Origin of the sequence: Caulobacter sp. NIBR2454 (assembly GCF_027474405.1) — a bacterium.
In the GTDB taxonomy this organism is placed as follows: domain Bacteria; phylum Pseudomonadota; class Alphaproteobacteria; order Caulobacterales; family Caulobacteraceae; genus Caulobacter.
In genome coordinates this window covers 741,609-755,839 of record NZ_CP114871.1, presented here as the reverse complement: position 1 = coordinate 755,839, position 14,231 = coordinate 741,609, and the positions used below count along the sequence as shown (strand labels likewise).

Here is a 14,231-nt window from a genome sequence, read left to right as displayed (position 1 = left end):
GACACAGGGACCCTCGCCACAGGGGCGAGGGAGGCGGTTAAAAGGCCGGAATCGCCCTGGTTGCGGTTATTGACCCGCCGCTGCCAACGCCCCCCGCAGCTGGGTCACTTCGGCGCGCAGCTTCACCACCGTCTCCAGGTCACCGCCCATGGCGCAGAGCAGCGCCGGCGGCACCGCCTTGGCTTTGTCCCTCAGCGCCTTGCCGGCCTCGGTCAGGGTGATCTGCACCACGCGCTCGTCCTCGGGCTTGCGGGCACGCTTGATCAGGCCCGCGCTCTCCATGCGCTTGAGCAGGGGCGTCAGGGTGCTGGATTCCAACCCCACCCGCTCGCCGATGCCGCCCACCGTCTGGGCCCCGTCCTCCCACAGGACCAGCAGCACCAAGTACTGCGGATAGGTCAGGCCCAGCGGCTCCAGCAGGGGCTTGTAGGCCCGGTTCAGGGCATGGACCGTCGAGTACAGCGCAAAGCACAGCTGGTCGTCGAGGCGGAGATGATCGTCGGCGTCGCTCATGGTCGTCATATAATCACGAAAAGATCGTGCGCAAAATATTCGCCCTACCCCCTTGCATCGGGCGACGGAAGGGTATTTATATCGTGTACGATTTAATCGAGAGCGAAGGCGGAGCCCGTCGCCCCGCCACTCTCGAAAACGGAGACACGCCATGAACGTTCTGTATCGCACCGAAGCCGTCGCCACCGGCGGCCGCACCGGCTCCGCCGCCACCACCGACGGCGCCCTGTCGGTCAGCCTGGTCACCCCCAAGGAACTCGGCGGCCCCGGCGGCGAAGGCAACAATCCCGAGCAGCTGTTCGCGGCCGGCTACGCCGCCTGCTTCCTAGGCGCCCTGAAGTTCGTGGCCAGCCAGAAAAAGATCGCCGTCTCGCCCGAAACCACCGTCGCCGCCACCGTGGGCATCGGTCCCCGTGACGACGGCCAGGGCTTTGGCCTGGACGTGGCGCTGAAGATCACCCTGCCGGGCGTCGACGCCGACACGGCCAAGGCCCTGGTCGACGCCGCCCACGTGGTCTGCCCCTACTCGCACGCCACCAAGGGCAACCTGGACGTGCGCCTCAGCATCGGCTGAGGACTGAATGACAGCGCCCCTCTCGCCTCGGCGGGAGGGGTTTGCCTTGCGTCCTTTCCGCGACGGAGGCATTCAACGCTCATGACCCAGACCCTCGTGAAAGCCTGGACGGCCGCCAAGCAGCGGCTGACGGACGGCGGCATCGACAGCCCCGTGATCGACGCCCGCCTGCTGCTGGAAGTCGCCGCCGACGCCAGCCGCACCGACATCATCACCGACCCCTATCGCGAGTTGACCGCAGAGCAGGCCGCTACTCTCGACGGCTATATCGAGCGCCGCCTGCGCCGCGAGCCGGTCAGCCACATCCTGGGCCGCAAGGGCTTCTGGAAGGTCATGCTGTCGGTGAACAGCCACGTGCTGACCCCGCGTCCCGACACCGAGGTCATCGTCGATCTGGTGCTCAAGCGCACCACCGAGCACCAGCACTTCAACCTGCTGGACCTGGGCGTGGGCTCCGGCGCGATCCTGCTGTCGATCCTGGCCGAACGCCCGGCGGCCAAGGGCCTGGGCATCGACGTCTCGTCCGAAGCTTTGGCCGTGGCCCGCGAGAACGCCGCCAATCTGGACCTCAACAACCAGGTCGCCCTGCTGCGCGGCGACTGGACGGCGGGCCTGGGCGACGAGAGTTTCGAGATCGTCGTCTCCAACCCGCCCTATATCGCCACCCACGAGATCGACACGTTGGAGCCAGAGGTGCGCGACCATGAGCCGCGGCTGGCCCTCGACGGCGGTCATGACGGGCTGGAGCCCTACCGCCTGCTGGCCCCGGAAATCCTCCGCGTCCTGAAGCCCGGGGGCCTGTTCGCGGTTGAGATCGGCCATACCCAGTCCAAGGACGTCGAGGCCCTGTTCAACGCGGCCGGCGGGCTCGATGTCTGGACGATCAAGGACCTCTCGGACCGGGACCGCGTGGTGACCGGATTGAAAAAGCCCTTGGAAACTTAGGGACGAGACGCTACATCAGAGTCGTCTCAACCAAATCGTCGGTGTCGGGCACAGCAATCGTCAAATCGGCGAATGCAAACGCCTCCGGCAAGCGCACGCGGTCTCATCACCCGCCGAGCGCTGGAGCGGGTGAGATTTTAAGGAAACCAGCGTCTTCGATCACGACTAGGACCCCCTGAAGGTCCAACCCGGCTCAAGAGCACCACAGCCGCACGGAGACGCCAGAGGCGCCCGGCGGCGGACAGGTTCAAGGCAAGATGAGAGATTTCAAGGGTATGAAGCGTCAGCGCGGCCGCAATCGCGGCGGTGGCGGTGGCGGCAAACCGCAGCACAACGCCAACCGGGCCTTCGATTCGAACGGCCCCGAAGGCATCAAGGTGCGCGGCGCCGCCCAGAGCGTCTTCGAAAAGTACCAGCAACTGGCCCGTGACGCCGCCTCCGCGGGCGACCGCGTTCTGGCCGAAAACTACCTGCAGCACGCAGAGCACTATTTCCGCGTCATCCGCGCGGTCCAGCCCAACCGCCCGGTCACCGAGATCGTCGGTCGCGAGCAGCTGGGCAACTACGACATCGACTTCGAGGCCGAACCGGAAGAACAGCCGGAAGCCCCCGTCCAGGCGGAAGCCGAAGGCGCTGAAGGCGGCGAGAACGAAGGCGGCCAGCGCGAAGACCGCCCACGCTTCCGCGACCGTGATCGCGACAACCGCGGCGACCGCAACGAGAACCGCGACCGCCAGGAAAACCGTGGCGACCGTCCGGAAGGCCAAGGTCGCCGCGACCGCTGGCGTGACCGCGACGACCGTAACAACAACGGCGGCGCGAACAACGGTGACCGCCAGGAAAACCGGGAGCCGCGTGAAAACCGCGAACCGCGCGAGCCTCGTGAGCCCCGCGCCGAACGCGAAGGCGGCCGCCGCGAACGCTTCGACCGTGATCGTGGCGAGCGCCAGGACCGCGAACAGCGTGACCCGCTGGCCGTCATCGAACCCCAGGCCGCGCCGCTGACCGTGGAGGCCTCCGAGCCCTCGCCGAAGCTGCGGGGCCAGGATGGCGCCGTCAGCCACGCCCCCGCCTTCCTCAGCCGCGCCCCGGCGCCCGCCCCGGAAGCCGCCGACGGCGAGGTCAAGAAACCCCGCCGCCGCCGCGCTCCGCGCAGCTTCGAGGGCGGCGAGGGCGAAGCCCCGGCCTCCGCCCCGGAAGCCGAAGAAGCCTAGGACGATCAAAGGGCGTTCTCTCCGGAGGACGCCCTTTCTCTTTGAGACTTATCCCCACCCTCCGGCGCTCCCGTATTCTCCTCCCATCCCGTCGCACGGGAGGGCGCGTGGCCACGTGCCGACGGGCGGCGGGAGCGGGCTCCCCCTGGAGGCCGACGGCGCCGGGTTTCCTGCTCATCGAAGGCGTCGATCGCAGCGTCCACGACAAGGACCCGCGCGGAGCGTCGGATCTGTCTTTCCCGTTCCTCCAACCCATTGCCGAAGACCCAAGGTCCGACGCCCCGCCGCCCTCCCACCCTTCGCAGCAAACCGCGCGAAGCAGCGAAGCCTTGTCAGTTCGATTTCCATCGACTTATATAGCTTCATGGAAATATTCGAGGCGTTAGCTGAACCCAATCGGCGACAAATCCTGACCCTTCTGAACGAAGGCGAGCGATCGGCTGGCGAGTTGGTCCACGCCCTGTCGCTGAGCCAGCCGGGCGTATCCAAGCACCTGAAGGTCCTGCGTGAAGCCGGGCTTGTCAGCGTGCGCGGCGACGCGCAGCGGCGGCTCTACAGCCTTCGTCCCGAGGCCCTCGCCGAACTCGACCAGTGGCTCGCGCCCTTCCGCCGCTTCTGGAGCGGCCGCCTCGACGCCCTTCAACGCCACCTCGACACGGAGTCCTGACCATGCAGGCCGATTTCAAGCCCGGCGCCCGCCCGACTCTGGTCCTGTCCCGGCGCTTTCGCCAGCCGGTGGAGAAGGTCTGGGCGGCCCTGACCATCCCCGAGCGCATCGCCGACTGGCTGGGCGTGGAATGGATGGGCGAGCCGGCCCTTAGCGAGGGCGGGCCGTTCACCTATCGCTTCACTGACACCGACATGCTGAGCGAGGGCAAGGTCCTGAAGCTGCAGCCGCCTTATGTGCTGGAGCACAGCTGGGTCGACAACGTGATGCCGGGGACCATCGTGCGCTGGGAGCTTCAGCCCGACGGCGACGGCGCCCTGCTGACGCTCACCAACATCTTCCCGGCTCCAGAGGACGCACCGCGCACCGCCGCCGGCTGGACGATGATCCTGCGGAGCCTGGAGGCCCACCTGGACGGCGGGAGCGTCGATTGGGGCGGCATGAACTGGAGCGCCATCCGCGACGACTATGCCGAACGCTTTGGCGAGGAGGCCAGCCTCGACGGCCGCAAGGTCGAGATCGACGGCCAGCTGGCCCTGCGTTTCGTGCGCATCCTGCGCCACTCGCCTCAAGCGGTGTGGGACGCCCTCGCCTCCCCCGAAGGCTGGTCGCGCTGGATGCAGGCCGGAACCAGCCAGATCGAGCCCCGCGTCGGCGGTCGCTTCCATAACTTCTGGCCGGACTACGACCACGGCGTCGATGGCGAGGTGCTGGCCTGGGACCCGCCCAGGCATCTGGCCTTCACATGGCCCGAGGGCGGCGTCGCAACCCAGGTCTCGTTCAGGCTGGAGCCCCACGAACTCGGCTGTCGCCTGGTGATGGAGCACGTGGGGATCAATGCGGAGGACGCCGTCGGCTACGGCGCCGGGTGGCATTGGCACCTGGACTGCCTGCCCGCCGCCATCGAGGGGCGGGCCACGCCCCGCGCCAAGACCCGTGAAGAAGCCCTGGAAAAGGCCTACAGGGCCACGCTGGACCTGTAGATCGCCTGATCCACGGTCACGGCCTGAACCGTTTCGCGCACGTCATGGACGCGGACGGCTGCGACTCCCGCCCGCGCGCCCGCCAGGGCGGCGGCCAGGGACCCGCCCAAGCGCGCCGTCGCCTCCGCCGCCAATGGATCCAGCCCCTGGATGAACCGCTTGCGGCTCGCGCCCAGCAGGACCGGAAAGCCGGTGTCCACGAACAGCGGCAGAGCCGCCAGCAGGGCCAGGTTGTGCTCAACCGTCTTGCCAAAGCCGATGCCCGGATCGAGCCAGATTTTCTCGCGCGCCACGCCGGCGGCCATGGCCGCGCCCGCCCGACCGGCGAGGAAGGCCAGCACCTCGCCCACCACCTCGTCATAGGTCGGCGCGGACTGCATGGAGCGGGGTTCGCCCTGCATGTGCATCAGCACGACCTCGCAGCCCAGCTCAGCGGCCATGGCCGGCGCGTCGGGCGCGAAACCCAGGGCCGTCACGTCGTTCCAGATAGTCGCCCCCGCGCGCGCGGCGGCGCGGGCCACGGCGGGCTTCATGGTGTCGATGGAGATGGGGATGGGGCTCTCGGATCGGATCGCCTCGATCAGGGGGACCACCCGCGCGATCTCGTCCGCCTCGCTGACCGGCTCTGCGCCGGGGCGCGTGGACTCGCCCCCGATGTCGAGTATGTCCGCGCCGTCGTCGATCAGCCGCCGCGCATGCGCCAGCCCCGCCTCCAGCCCCACGAACTTGCCCCCGTCGGAGAAGCTGTCCGGCGTGACATTGACGATCCCCATCACCAGGGGGCGAGCGTGTGTGGTCATTGGGCCAGAAAGTCGAGGACGGCCTTATGGAAGGCCTGCGGATCCTCCAGATGGATCAGGTGGCCGCGCCCGTCAAACACCTGCACTTGGGCGGCGGGCATGGTCGGGGCGATCGCCTGGGCCAGTTCGGCCACCGGCTTGTACTTGCCCTTGTCGGCCTCGGCCGCGTGGGCCTTGCCCGGCGCGGCGCGGTCGGTCTCTCCGACCAGGAACAGGGTCGGGGTCACCACCCGGGGCAGCTCCTGAACCACCGGCTGGTCACGGATAGCCACGGCGCTGGCGTTGAACGTGCGCACGTAAAGCGGCCAGTCGGTCGACGCGCGAAGGTCCTCGCGCAGGGCCACGAACGACTCGATCACCTCGGAAGACGCCAGGCCGTAGGAGCCGACCAACTCCTTGCGATAGGCCGCCGCGTCCTTGGCGCTCTCGGCGCGAACAGCAGCTTCCGGATCGGTCGGCGGCGTCAGTGGACGGTAGTCCTGCAGCCCGATGGGCGCGTACATGACCAGCTTGCCGACCCGGCCCGGATGGGCCAGCACCAGCCGCGTCCCGGCCATGTTGCCCATGGAATGGGCGACCACATCCACCTTCTCGATCCGCAGGTGATCCAGCAGCGCCCACGTATGCTGCGCCATGGCGTCGAAGCTGACGGCCATGCCGTCCACCCGGCCCGACTTGCCGAAATTGACCTGGTCGGGCGCGATCACCCGATAGCCGGCGCCGGTCAGCACCTTGATCGTCTGCGCCCAATAGCTGGCCGGGAAGTTGCGGCCGTGCAGCAACAGCACCGTGCGCCCGTTGGCCAGGCTAGTGGGGGCCACGTCCATATAGGCCAGGCGCGTCTCCACCCGCTTGCCGTCGGCCTCGACGACCACGGGCAGGAACGCCACGGGATGAGGATAGGGATAGCGCTCCAGCGCGGCGCCGATGGGCTGCGGGGCCGCCGTCTGGGCCTGTCCCGTCATCGGGGCCGCCGCCAGCGCCAGGGCGCAAAAGAAAAGGGGGAGCTTCATGCTCCCCCTTAACGCATCAGGCGGTGGCTGGTGTCGAGGTGATCGGCACCGAAACCGTCGGATTGCCCGGCAGCTTCACTTCCGGCTCGTCGCGGTTGGGCTTGATGCCCTTGAGCACGCCGTTGATCTCTTCGCCGCTGAGGGTTTCGTACTCCAGCAGGCTCTTGGCCAGGGTGTGCAGGTCGTCGATCCGCTCGGTCAGGATCCGGCGCGCCTCGTCGTGGCCATAGTCCACCAGGCGCTTGACCTCGGCGTCGATCAGCTTGGCCGTCGCCTCCGAGATGTTCTGGGTGCGGGCGACCGAATGGCCCAGGAACACCTCTTCCTGGTTGTCGCCATAGGCCACGGTGCCCAGCTTGTCCGAATAGCCCCAGCGCGTGACCATGTTGCGGGCCAGATCGGTGGCCGCCTTGATGTCGCTGCTGGCGCCCGAGGTGATATTCTCCTTGCCGAAGATCAGCTCCTCGGCCACCCGGCCGCCCATCATGATGGCCAGACGGCTGGTCATCTGCTGGTACTTCATGGAATAGCGGTCGCCTTCCGGCAGCTGCATCACCATGCCCAGGGCGCGGCCCCGCGGGACGATGGTCGCCTTGTGGACCGGGTCGGCGCAGGGAACGTTCAGGGCGATGATCGCGTGGCCGCCCTCGTGATACGCGGTCAGCTTCTTTTCTTCGTCGTTCATGGCCAGCGACCGGCGCTCGGCGCCCATCATGACCTTGTCCTTGGCCATCTCGAAGTCGTTCATGGTGACCATGCGGCGGTTCTTGCGCGCGGCCATCAGGGCGCCCTCGTTGACCAGGTTCGACAGGTCCGCGCCCGAGAAGCCAGGAGTGCCGCGGGCCAGGGTCTTGACGTCCACGTCGGCGGCCAGGGGCACGTTCTTCATGTGGACGCGCAGGATGCGTTCGCGGCCCGTCACGTCGGGGTTCGGCACCACGACCTGACGGTCGAAGCGGCCGGGACGCAGCAGGGCCGGGTCCAGCACGTCGGGACGGTTGGTGGCGGCGATCAGGATGATGCCTTCGTTGGATTCGAAGCCGTCCATCTCCACCAGCAGCTGGTTGAGGGTCTGCTCGCGCTCGTCGTTGCCGCCGCCCAGGCCGGCGCCGCGGTGGCGGCCGACGGCGTCGATTTCGTCGATGAAGATGATGCAGGGGGCGTTCTTCTTGGCCTGCTCGAACATGTCGCGCACGCGGCTGGCGCCGACGCCGACGAACATCTCCACGAAGTCCGAACCCGAGATCGAGAAGAACGGCACGCCCGCCTCGCCCGCGACGGCGCGAGCCAGCAGGGTCTTACCCGTGCCGGGAGGGCCCACGAGCAGCGCGCCCTTGGGAATCTTGCCGCCCAGGCGCTGGAACTTGGCCGGGTCCTTCAGGAAGTCGACAATCTCGGTCAGGTCTTCCTTGGCCTCGTCCACGCCGGCCACGTCGTCGAAGGTGACGCGGTTCTTGTTCTCGGTCAGCAGGCGGGCCTTGGACTTGCCAAAGCCCATGGCGCCCCGGGCGCCGCCCTGCATCTGACGCATGAAGAAGATCCACACCCCGATCAGCAGCAGGATCGGCAGCATGTTGAACAGGATGGTCAGCAGGGTGTTGCCGCCCGGCGACTTAATCTGGATGTCGGCGCCCCGCGCCTCCAGACGCTTGATCAGGTCTTCCGAGTTCGGCGGAGCCATGACCGTCACGGCCTTGCCGTCGGCGCCGCGCGCCTCGACGACCTGCCCGTGGATCACGGCGCTCTTCACCCCGCCCTGGTCAATGCGACGCAGAAGCTCCGAATAGGTGATCTCGCCGGCCGAGCCGCCGCTACGCGAGCCCTGAGTGACGACGCTATAGCCGCCGATCATTACGACGAGGATGACGCCCCAGATGGCCAGGTTACGCAGGTTCATGGCTGTTCAATCTTCTCCCGCCCAATGGGGCGACCTTCGCAAGATAGGATGACCAGTCCGTTTTCGCCACGGACGTGTGCGTTTCAGGCCGGTTCGCGGGTCGTTAGGCCGCAGGCGGCCGAATGCCGTTCTGCGGCCAGAGCCCTTACACGTACTGGGGTTTGGCCGTCCAGCAGCGGACAGGCGATTGCCCCGTCCATCTTGAACACAATGGGCAAAGCAGGCCGAGCGATGGCCGGGACGGCTTTCAGGGCTAGCCGTTGCACGGGCGGCAGGCCGGCGCTCAGGCCCCTCAACGGGCCGACGGTAAACCCCGGCTCCTGCGCTATCAGTTCGAAGCGGCCGTCCCAGACGGCGGCCTGACCCGGTGCGAGCGGCATGGGGGCCAAGCCGCCCCGCGCCGCCTCTCCGGCGTTGCGGGCGATGCTAAGGCCGCCGCCCTCTCCCTCGATGCGGGCGCCCGCGAGGGTCGCCGTGAACGCCTCGCCGCCATGGACCTGGCGCATCAGGCGCTCCAGCCGCTCCCCGCGAGGCGGGCTGTCCGTCCCGGCGGCGCTCAGGCAGGCGGCGGCGAGGCTGTGGGCGCCAAGGTCGCGAGGAAGCCGCAGAAGGCCCCAGCGGGCGGCCTCGGGGTCAGCGGCTGGGCCGCTGCTAACCGGCTCCTCCGCCTCGCTCAGCGGCGGCCGGCTGGCGCGCGCGCGGCTGCGCGCGAAGCGGGGGTCCTCATTGGCCGGGTCGTCGATCCAGTCCTGGCCCCGGTCGCGCAGCCAGTCGCGGATTTCCGCCCGGCGCAGGCCCAGCAGCGGCCGCAGCAGGAACATACCTCGCCCCTGCGGCCAGGCCGGCGACGGCGACCATTCGCGGGGGTCGGAGACGGTGGAGCCCTCGGCCCGCATGGCCGCGCCCTCGGCCAGGTCGTCGGCGGTGTGGCCCAGCAGGATCACCCGCGCACCAGCGTCGCGGGCGGCGACGGCCAGCAGGGCGTGCCGGGCCTTGCGGGCGGCTGCGGGCAAGCCCGAGGAAGGCTTGTCGCCGGTCCACGACAGGGCTCGGAACGTATGGCCCAGCCTCGCCGCCACCTCGGCGCAACGGCGGGTCCAGTCGGCGCTGGCGCGATTGAGGCCATGATCGACCGTCAGGACGACCAGACGCCGGCCGTGGGCCTTGGCCCAGTCGTCGGCGATCAGCAGAAGGGCCAGGGAGTCGCCGCCCCCCGAAAAGGCGACGGCGAGCGGGGTGGAGACGTCGGACAGCAGCCGGCGGTCAAAAGCCGCCAGCGCCGACGTCAGGCGCACTTGGCCTGGGTCCGGGTGGTCGCCGCGCGGCTCTTCACCGCCGCCGAGGCGTTCGGATAGCGCTTGGGGAGCTCGTCCAGGGTCTTGCAGGCGTCGGCGGCCCGGTTCATGGCCGCCAGCGAGCGAGCCAGCTTGACCACGGCGTCGGGCGCCCAGGCGGTTTTGGGCCAGCCGCGGATCGCGCCGATATAGGCGCCGGCGGCGTCGGCATAGGCCTGGCGGACATACAGGGTCTCGGCCAGCCAGTAGCGCCCCTCGGCGCCCTTGGGGCTGTCGCCGTGTTGCTCGACGAAGCCAGCGAAAGCGCGCTCGGCGCCGTCATAGTCGCCGTTCAGCAGCAGCTGGCGGGCCGACTGGAAAGCGGCTTCCGGATCAGCGTCCGTGGCCATGGGCAGCCCGCCCGGCTCGCCCGGTTCGGCCATGGCGGGCGCGACCGTCGCGGCGGCCAGCTTCTGCTCCATGGCGTTGAGCCGTTCGGTCAGGGCGGCGACCTGGGCCTTGGCGTCGGACGCCTCGCGCTTGGCCTGGGTCAGGTCAAAGCCCAGCGTCTCGTTCTGGCTGTTGAGGCGCGTCAGGCTCTCCTCCAGGTCCGTGACCCGGGTGGCCATGGTCTGGATCATGGCCTCGGTTTCGGCCGGCTGGACCACCACCGGCTTTCCGGTGTCGCGGCCCTGGAAGACGATGGACCGCAGCTCGCGGACCACCTTCTCCATGCGCTCGACCCGCCGCGCGGAACGGTCGTCCAGCGGATCGGCCTCCAGGGGCAGCGGGGTCTGGGCGATGGCCGCCGCGCTGGTCAGCGCGGAGGTGGCGAGCAGGACGGCGAAGGCGGCGGACTTGAGCTTCATCGGACTCTCTTCGGCGAAGGCGGGGACGAAATTACGGCGCGTCGCCCAACATGCAAAGCAAAGGCCGCTCCCGTGAAGGAGCGGCCTCGACTTGTCTCTCCGGTCCGCGAGGGACCGGCGAACGCTTAGCGCGCGCCTTCGGTGATGGCGGTGCCGGCGTTACGGTTCTTGGCCCAGGCGTCTTCGCCCGAACCGCCGTCGATCGGGCGTTCCTTACCGTAGGAGATCGTCTCGATGCGCGAGGTGGCGACGCCGCGGGCGACCAGGAAGTCGCGGACGGCGTTGGCGCGGCGGGCGCCGAGGGCCAGGTTGTATTCGCGGGTGCCGCGTTCGTCGGCGTTGCCTTCGATGCGGACCTTCACGGCCGGATAGCGGGCCAGCCAGGCGGCTTGGCCGGCCAGAACCGGCTCGGCGTCGGCGCGGACCGAGTAGCTGTCGAGGTCGAAATAGACCCGGTCGCCGACATTGACGACGAAGTCCTGGACCGAGCCGGGAACGGCGCCGCTGGTCACCGGACCAGGAGGCGGCGGGGTCGTCGGATAGGCCGGAGCGGTCGGGGCCGGAGCCGGAGCCTCGGGAGCCGCGGGGGTCGGCTTGGGCTTCGAGGCGCAGGCGGCGAGAGTTGCGGCGGCTACGCCGATAAGCGCCAGTTTAACGGCGCGCTTGGTGTTGAAGCTCATCGCTTCCTCCTCAGCTAAAAACGTCCAGCGAACCCTATACTCAAGCTTGTTTACCTAGACATGACAAAACGTCAGACCTCAGGTCACAAAGACGTCAGAAGACGTCACAAACATGGCTGTAAGGTTCCTCAGACCCCCAACGCGGGAGCGCGGTAGAGGTTGCAGTTAATCCAGCAGCGGCGACCACGCCGGGTCTGAACCTGAACCTGGATAGGGCGCCGGACGCAGGATGCGGCCAGTGATGTCCACGGTCCACAGCTTCGCGCCGCCCCCGTTTTCACGGAAGAACATGATCACCCGGCCGTTGGGGGCCCAGGTCGGCCCCTCTTCGAGGGACGACGAGGTCAGGATGCGCTCGTCCGAGCCGTCCGGCCGCATGACGCCGATGGAGAACCCGCCGCCCTGCTTGGTGAAGGCGATGAAATCGCCGCGCGGGCTCCACACGGGGGTGGTGTAGCGGCCGCCGCCATAGGAGATGCGGCGCGCGCCCGAGCCGTCGGCGTTCATGATGTAGAGCTGCGGCGCCCCGCCCCGGTCGGAGTTGAAGACGATCTTGGTCCCGTCGGGCGAGAAGGACGGCGATGTGTCGATGGAGGGGTCGGTGGTGATCCGCGTCGACTGGCGGCTGCGCAGGTCCATCACATAGATGTCGCTGTTGCCGGCCCGCTCGACCGAGAAGGCCACCTTCGTTCCATCGGGCGAGAAGCGCGGCGCGAACACCATGCCGGGGAAGCGGCCAAGGGTCTCCTGACGGCCGGTCTCCAGGTTGAACAGGTACAGGCTCGACCCCGTGGGCCGCAGCGCCATGTAGGTGATCTCCTGGCTGTTCGACGAGAACCGGGGCGTCATGACGATGTAGGAGCCGTCGGTCAGGTAGTTCGGGTTGGCCCCGTCCTGATCCATGATCGCCAGGCGCTTGATACGGTTCAGCTTGCTCCCGCTCTCGGCCACGAACACCACGCGGGTGTCGAAATAGCCCTTCTCGCCGGTCAGCCGCTCATAGACGGCGTCGCTGATCTTGTGGGCGATCCGGCGCCAGTTCTCGGCCGGGGCGGAGAATTGCAGGCCCAGCAGTTGCTGCTGGGCATAGACGTCCCACAGGCGAAAATCGACGCGCAAGCGGCCGTCGGATTCCACCGTCACCTGACCGTTGATCAGGGCCTGGGCGCCGACGCCCTTCCAGTTCTCGAACACCGGCTGGATGTTCACATCCAGGTTCTGGGCGGGGAAGCGCGACGGCGCGACCGGCGCGAACAGGCCCGAGCGCTCCAGATTGCCGGTGATGACCTGGGCGATGTCGCCGCCGCGTGTCGCGCCGGAGAAGTTGGGCACGGCGATGGGCAGGGGCGCGACCGCGCCCTTGTTAACGTCGACCACGAGTTCCTGCGCCCGCGACACGGCCGGCGCGGCCATGCCGGCCACGAGGGCTGCGGCCACGGCGAGGAAGGCGAAGCGGGCTTTCATGGGGTCAACGGTCCTTATCCAATTATGAGCAGGCCGACTTGGCGTTGAATCTGAAGGAGATCGCTTGCTGGCGGAAGCCCGGCGGCACCGAGAAGGGCGCCGCACGTCCAAACGCGGAGACCGCGCGAGTGGCTGCCGCCTGGGTGATGGGGTTGCCGGTCAGGCCGCTGGTCACGCGCGGCTGACCGACCAGCTGGCCGGTGGACGAGATCGTCGCCTGCACCACCAGATTGACGTCCGCGCCGCCCTCGACCTCGCAATTGGGGTTCCAAAGGCGCTCCAGCTGGGCCCCCAGGGTGGCGAGCTGCGAGGCGGTCATGCCCGTCGCCGCGCCGGCGGCCGGGCGCGCCTGCACGGCGGTTTCGGCGCGGGACGGTCCGCGCTGGGCGCCGGAGTTCGGCTTGCCCGCCGGCTTGCGGCCCTTGTTGATCGAGGCGGCCAGGGCGTCCAGGTCGAAGCTGTCTTCCTTGGGCTTGGCCTGGTTGGGCTTCTGCTGCGGCTTTTGCGGCGCGGGAGCCGGGGTCTGCTTTTTCGGAACCGGCTGCTGCGAGGGACGCGGGGACGGGGTCGGCGGCGCGGGCTCCGGCACGGGGGCGGGCGGAGCCACCGGCTCGGGCGTGGCGTCGGGCTGCGGGTCCTCGGTCTGGGCGGCCAGGTCTTCCGGGCCCTGGACAGCCGGGCGCACGTTGGTCGGGCCTTCGGCGACGATGGTCACCGGCACCGAGGCGACGACCATCTTCTTGGTCATCCAGGGCCAGGAGACGAACATCGAGCCGATCACCGCCGCATGCAGGATCAGCGACCCTGCCAGGAACGGCGTGCGGTTGGACCGTTCACGCGCCATCCTTAAGGCGCCTCGGGGCTGTCCGCCGACGCGCCGGAGGACGGCCCGCCCGTCTCGGTGACGAGGTTGATCTTGGTGAAGCCCGACGTGGACAGCGAGGCCATGACCTGGGCGACGATCTCATAGGCGGCGCGGCCATCGGCCCGCACGAAGATCGGGGTCTCCGAGCCTTCGCCCGCCATCTCGTTCAGGCGCGGGGCCAGTTCGGCGAAGGCGATCTGGGTCTCGCCCACGAACACCGCGCCGTCCTGGCGGATGGAGACCGTCAGCGGCTCCTTCTGGTCCTGCATGGCGCCCGCTTCGGTCTTGGGCAGTTCGACCTCGACCCCGGCGGTCAGCAGCGGGGCGCTGATCATGAAGATGATCAGCAGCACCAGCATCACGTCCACCAGCGGCGTGACGTTGATCTCCGACAGGGCGCCGCGACGGCGGCCCCGCCGGCGCCGGCCCCGACCGCTGTTGGTCGAGAAGGCGTCGTGGGAGGACATGCCCAT

The 14,231-nt window shown here is 68.8% G+C and carries 15 protein-coding genes; 5 read left to right on the top strand and 10 right to left on the bottom strand.

Going from position 1 to position 14,231, the window contains the following annotated elements; genetic code table 11:
• Positions 1 to 66 precede the first annotated feature (66 nt).
• Positions 67 to 513, bottom strand: a complete 447-nt coding sequence (locus tag O5K31_RS03750; RefSeq protein WP_269715978.1) for a MarR family winged helix-turn-helix transcriptional regulator — start codon at positions 511 to 513, stop codon at positions 67 to 69.
• A gap of 151 nt (positions 514 to 664) precedes the next feature.
• On the opposite strand from O5K31_RS03750, the gene O5K31_RS03745 reads away from it, so the two are divergent.
• The 5 genes from O5K31_RS03745 to O5K31_RS03725 all read left to right on the top strand — a co-directional run bounded on the left by O5K31_RS03745 (position 665) and on the right by O5K31_RS03725 (position 4,896).
• On the top strand, positions 665 to 1,087 hold the full coding sequence (locus O5K31_RS03745) for an organic hydroperoxide resistance protein (RefSeq protein WP_269715976.1): 423 nt from the start codon (positions 665 to 667) through the stop codon (positions 1,085 to 1,087).
• A gap of 81 nt (positions 1,088 to 1,168) precedes the next feature.
• Positions 1,169 to 2,032: a peptide chain release factor N(5)-glutamine methyltransferase gene (prmC, locus tag O5K31_RS03740; protein ID WP_269715974.1), complete on the top strand. Its 864-nt coding sequence runs from the start codon at positions 1,169 to 1,171 to the stop codon at positions 2,030 to 2,032.
• Positions 2,033 to 2,289: 257 nt separating this feature from the next.
• Entirely contained in the window at positions 2,290 to 3,246 is a 957-nt protein-coding gene (locus O5K31_RS03735; RefSeq protein WP_269715972.1) for a DUF4167 domain-containing protein, read from the top strand.
• Between the two features lie 364 nt (positions 3,247 to 3,610).
• Positions 3,611 to 3,913, top strand: a complete 303-nt coding sequence (locus O5K31_RS03730) for an ArsR/SmtB family transcription factor (RefSeq protein WP_269715970.1) — start codon at positions 3,611 to 3,613, stop codon at positions 3,911 to 3,913.
• A 2-nt stretch (positions 3,914 to 3,915) separates the two neighbouring features.
• On the top strand, positions 3,916 to 4,896 hold the full coding sequence (locus O5K31_RS03725) for an SRPBCC family protein (RefSeq protein WP_269715969.1): 981 nt from the start codon (positions 3,916 to 3,918) through the stop codon (positions 4,894 to 4,896).
• Here O5K31_RS03725 and folP read toward each other — a convergent pair.
• The 9 genes from folP to tolR all read right to left on the bottom strand — a co-directional run bounded on the left by folP (position 4,872) and on the right by tolR (position 14,231).
• On the bottom strand, positions 4,872 to 5,696 hold the full coding sequence (folP, locus tag O5K31_RS03720) for a dihydropteroate synthase (RefSeq protein ID WP_269715967.1): 825 nt from the start codon (positions 5,694 to 5,696) through the stop codon (positions 4,872 to 4,874). The genes O5K31_RS03725 and folP overlap by 25 nt on opposite strands.
• Positions 5,693 to 6,709: an alpha/beta fold hydrolase gene (locus O5K31_RS03715; protein ID WP_269715965.1), complete on the bottom strand. Its 1,017-nt coding sequence runs from the start codon at positions 6,707 to 6,709 to the stop codon at positions 5,693 to 5,695. The genes folP and O5K31_RS03715 overlap by 4 nt, the downstream gene beginning before the upstream one ends.
• A 16-nt stretch (positions 6,710 to 6,725) precedes the next feature.
• Positions 6,726 to 8,606, bottom strand: a complete 1,881-nt coding sequence (ftsH, locus tag O5K31_RS03710; RefSeq protein WP_269715963.1) for an ATP-dependent zinc metalloprotease FtsH — start codon at positions 8,604 to 8,606, stop codon at positions 6,726 to 6,728.
• An 83-nt stretch (positions 8,607 to 8,689) separates the two neighbouring features.
• The gene (gene tilS, locus O5K31_RS03705) at positions 8,690 to 9,901 is read right to left on the bottom strand and encodes a tRNA lysidine(34) synthetase TilS (RefSeq protein ID WP_269715961.1); all 1,212 of its coding nucleotides are present in this window, start codon (positions 9,899 to 9,901) and stop codon (positions 8,690 to 8,692) included.
• Positions 9,892 to 10,749 carry a tol-pal system protein YbgF gene (ybgF, locus tag O5K31_RS03700; protein ID WP_269715959.1) on the bottom strand — a complete coding sequence of 286 codons (858 nt, stop codon included), beginning with the start codon at positions 10,747 to 10,749 and terminating at the stop codon, positions 9,892 to 9,894. The genes tilS and ybgF overlap by 10 nt, the downstream gene beginning before the upstream one ends.
• 125 nt (positions 10,750 to 10,874) lie before the next feature.
• Positions 10,875 to 11,429, bottom strand: coding sequence for a peptidoglycan-associated lipoprotein Pal (pal, locus tag O5K31_RS03695; protein ID WP_269715957.1), 555 nt, complete (start codon positions 11,427 to 11,429; stop codon positions 10,875 to 10,877).
• A 165-nt stretch (positions 11,430 to 11,594) separates the two neighbouring features.
• On the bottom strand, positions 11,595 to 12,893 hold the full coding sequence (gene tolB, locus O5K31_RS03690; protein ID WP_269715955.1) for a Tol-Pal system beta propeller repeat protein TolB: 1,299 nt from the start codon (positions 12,891 to 12,893) through the stop codon (positions 11,595 to 11,597).
• Between the two features lie 22 nt (positions 12,894 to 12,915).
• Entirely contained in the window at positions 12,916 to 13,737 is an 822-nt protein-coding gene (locus O5K31_RS03685) for an energy transducer TonB (protein ID WP_269715953.1), read from the bottom strand.
• A 2-nt stretch (positions 13,738 to 13,739) separates the two neighbouring features.
• A complete protein-coding gene (gene tolR / locus O5K31_RS03680) occupies positions 13,740 to 14,231 on the bottom strand; it encodes a protein TolR (RefSeq protein WP_269715950.1) in 492 nt (163 codons plus the stop codon).

What these genes read in the sequence shown, in the direction of transcription:
- O5K31_RS03750 (WP_269715978.1), bottom strand. Translation starts at nt 513, where the DNA reads ATGAGCGACGCCGACGATCATCTCCGCCTCGACGACCAGCTGTGCTTT.
- O5K31_RS03745 (WP_269715976.1), top strand. Translation starts at nt 665, where the DNA reads ATGAACGTTCTGTATCGCACCGAAGCCGTCGCCACCGGCGGCCGCACC.
- prmC (WP_269715974.1), top strand. Translation starts at nt 1,169, where the DNA reads ATGACCCAGACCCTCGTGAAAGCCTGGACGGCCGCCAAGCAGCGGCTG.
- O5K31_RS03735 (WP_269715972.1), top strand. Translation starts at nt 2,290, where the DNA reads ATGAGAGATTTCAAGGGTATGAAGCGTCAGCGCGGCCGCAATCGCGGC.
- O5K31_RS03730 (WP_269715970.1), top strand. Translation starts at nt 3,611, where the DNA reads ATGGAAATATTCGAGGCGTTAGCTGAACCCAATCGGCGACAAATCCTG.
- O5K31_RS03725 (WP_269715969.1), top strand. Translation starts at nt 3,916, where the DNA reads ATGCAGGCCGATTTCAAGCCCGGCGCCCGCCCGACTCTGGTCCTGTCC.
- folP (WP_269715967.1), bottom strand. Translation starts at nt 5,696, where the DNA reads ATGACCACACACGCTCGCCCCCTGGTGATGGGGATCGTCAATGTCACG.
- O5K31_RS03715 (WP_269715965.1), bottom strand. Translation starts at nt 6,709, where the DNA reads ATGAAGCTCCCCCTTTTCTTTTGCGCCCTGGCGCTGGCGGCGGCCCCG.
- ftsH (WP_269715963.1), bottom strand. Translation starts at nt 8,606, where the DNA reads ATGAACCTGCGTAACCTGGCCATCTGGGGCGTCATCCTCGTCGTAATG.
- ybgF (WP_269715959.1), bottom strand. Translation starts at nt 10,749, where the DNA reads ATGAAGCTCAAGTCCGCCGCCTTCGCCGTCCTGCTCGCCACCTCCGCG.
- pal (WP_269715957.1), bottom strand. Translation starts at nt 11,429, where the DNA reads ATGAGCTTCAACACCAAGCGCGCCGTTAAACTGGCGCTTATCGGCGTA.
- tolB (WP_269715955.1), bottom strand. Translation starts at nt 12,893, where the DNA reads ATGAAAGCCCGCTTCGCCTTCCTCGCCGTGGCCGCAGCCCTCGTGGCC.
- O5K31_RS03685 (WP_269715953.1), bottom strand. Translation starts at nt 13,737, where the DNA reads ATGGCGCGTGAACGGTCCAACCGCACGCCGTTCCTGGCAGGGTCGCTG.
- tolR (WP_269715950.1), bottom strand. Translation starts at nt 14,231, where the DNA reads ATGGGCATGTCCTCCCACGACGCCTTCTCGACCAACAGCGGTCGGGGC.